The following is a 2,718-nucleotide window of genomic DNA, read 5'->3' as shown; positions in this document are numbered from 1 at the left end:
AACTATTTTTATCCCTACAATGGCTATGAAGTTGATTTCAACAAAAAAGCTGAATTTGATGCCAAAGGTATGGAAATTCAGGAAATCAATTTGAAAATACGTGAGCTGATGAAAGATGGACATGGACATATAGTAATGCAAAATCCCATGGCCAAGCACTCACTTGTAGTAGGTATACTTAACCGTCTTCGATTGGACATTGAAGGCAGTCTTGGGTACTTTGGCTGTGGATTGATAGACGGACCGAATATTCGCATTTCTGGGCGAGTAGGTTGGTCATTTGCTGAAAATATGATGGCAGGAACAATTGTTGTAGAAAAGAATGCGGGTTCAACCTTCGGAGCAGCAATTCGCGGTGGTGATTTGGTTTGTAAAGGTGATGTTGGTTCACGTACTGGAATTGATATGAAAGGCGGTACAATTATTGTTGGTGGACGTACGGGAACCCTCTCTGGTTTCATGATGCAGCGCGGTCGTATGATTATCCTTGGAGATGCTGGACCTAATTTAGGTGATTCAATGTATGATGGAACAATATACGTTGGTGGAAATATAAATTCATTGGGCGTAGATGCAGTGCTTGGAGAAATGACTGAACTTGAAGCATCTTGGATAGAAAACAAACTGACATTATATGGACTCAAAGCCCCAAATGGAGCTGAAAATTTGCAGAAAATTGTAGCTGGCAAGCAGCTGTGGAATTACGATAACCTTGAGCCGACGGAGAAAAAAATTGTGCTCTGAAGCTCATTTTATTGAGAAATTATTATGACAAGAAGTAAATCTCACCTTGGAAAGAGTTTTATATTTAAACCCGAGGTAATTGACGACATTCACATCAAAGCTGAATTGGGAAGATACAGAATGCGCGGCTTTTCCCTTTTCAAAAATATCCCTACTTGGGATGATCTGACCTTTTTGCCAGGTACGTTGACAAGATTTGTGATAGAGGGATATCGTGAAAAATGTTTGACTAAAACTATAATTGGCCCAAAGGCAAAACGACCGCTGGAGCTGGATATTCCTATCTATATTACAGGCATGAGCTTTGGAGCATTGAGTTATGAAGCAAAAACGGCACTGGCTCGGGGCGCTACTATGGCAGGCACCGCAACATGTTCCGGAGAAGGAGGAATGATTCCAGATGAGCGTCGATATTCATCCAAATGGCTGTATCAGTGTATTCAGTCACGTTACGGTTTCAATCCTCATCACTTGCGTCTTGCTGATGCATGTGAATTTTTTATTGGGCAAGGATGTAAAGTAGGATTGGGAGGACACTTGATGGGGCAGAAAGTAACCGATCAGGTCGCAGAAATGCGTTCATTACCTGCTGGTATTGATCAAAGGTCACCAGCACGTCATCCAGACTGGCTTGGTCCTGATGATCTTGCACTTAAGATCCAGGAAATTCGTGAGGCGACCGATCACCAGATTCCAATTCAACTTAAGCTTGGAGCAGCACGTGTATATGATGATGTACGTATGGCATTGAAAACAAATCCTGACAGCATTTATATCGATGGAATGGAAGGTGGAACGGGGGCTGGACCACATCTGGCTACAGAAGAAACAGGTGTACCGGGTATTGCAGCAATCACTCAGGCTCGAAAGGCATTTGATGATTTAGGTAAAACTGGGGAGATCTCCTTAGTTTATGCAGGTGGAATCCGAAATGGTGCAGATGTAGCTAAAGCGCTTGCTCTTGGGGCAGATGCAGTGGCAATAGGTCATTCCGCAATGATGGCTTTAAACTGCAATAAAGATATTCCTGAAGCAGACTACGAAAAAGAAATGGGTGTAGAAGCAGGATATTGCTATCATTGTCACACTGGACGTTGTCCTGTAGGAGTTGCAACCCAGGATCCTGAGCTGCGTAAGAGACTCGATCCTGATAAGGCTGCAGAACGTGTATACAACTTTCTACATTGCCTTGCAATTGAATGTCAAATGATGGCAAGAGCCTGTGGTAAAACAAATGTTCATTCACTTGAACCTGAGGATCTTGCTGCACTGACTATGGAAGCGTCAGCACTAGCTCAAGTACCACTGGCAGGCTCCCAGCATACTGTTGGCAGACCTGACATGCATCGTTATTAAATTTAAAATTACCCTTTTTGTCAAAATAGGCAAAAAAATTATTCCATAACTCAAATTTGATTTTAAAGACATGAGTAACAAAGACGAACTTATTCCGGAGGACTTGGGGACTGAGCGCGAAAAAGAGATAGGTCAGCATATTGGCTATCGCTACGATGTAAACCTTGTGCCTGATTATGATCGGTTGACTCCATTTCTTAAAAAGTACCTTGAAGTCATGCAATGGAATGATTTGAACTGGTTGGAGGATGTACATATGGGATATGAGGAGGACCGTCCTGCAGTATTTGACAGAAATATTAACGGCTGGGTTACAGTCCCTGAAGACATTAATCTTCCAGACAATCAGCAGGACAGAGATATGATTGCACGCGAACTTTTAATTAAGTTCCAGATGTCACAGCGCCACCCAATGGTGACTCTTGAAGATAGCTACGGAAAATTCTGAACTGAGACTGTAAGTAAAAAAGAATGTACCTTAAATAGGCGTTGGTTCAGAAAAAGTTTCAGACCAGTCCGGCTTAAAATGAAGTATTTTTACCTCGGGTGATAAATTTGGATTGAAAAGGTAGTTGTGCCAATAAGTGAATTCATACACTGATTCTTTTTTTGATGCTT

The 2,718-nt window shown here is 42.0% G+C and carries 3 protein-coding genes; all 3 read left to right on the top strand.

The window, feature by feature from the left end; translation table 11 throughout:
* Positions 1 to 744 (top strand): GXGXG motif-containing protein (locus MK127_08350; protein MCH2532801.1); only part of this gene is annotated, 744 nt, incomplete at its 5' end.
* A 24-nt stretch (positions 745 to 768) separates the two neighbouring features.
* On the top strand, positions 769 to 2,100 hold the full coding sequence (locus tag MK127_08345; protein ID MCH2532800.1) for an FMN-binding glutamate synthase family protein: 1,332 nt from the start codon (positions 769 to 771) through the stop codon (positions 2,098 to 2,100).
* 70 nt (positions 2,101 to 2,170) lie between these two features.
* The gene (locus tag MK127_08340) at positions 2,171 to 2,548 is read left to right on the top strand and encodes a hypothetical protein (GenBank protein ID MCH2532799.1); all 378 of its coding nucleotides are present in this window, start codon (positions 2,171 to 2,173) and stop codon (positions 2,546 to 2,548) included.
* Positions 2,549 to 2,718: the final 170 nt, after the last annotated feature.

This window comes from Dehalococcoidia bacterium (assembly GCA_022449765.1).
Classification (GTDB): domain Bacteria; phylum Chloroflexota; class Dehalococcoidia; order Lucifugimonadales; family Australimonadaceae; genus UBA2963.
This window is presented reverse-complemented; position numbering and strand designations above follow the sequence as displayed.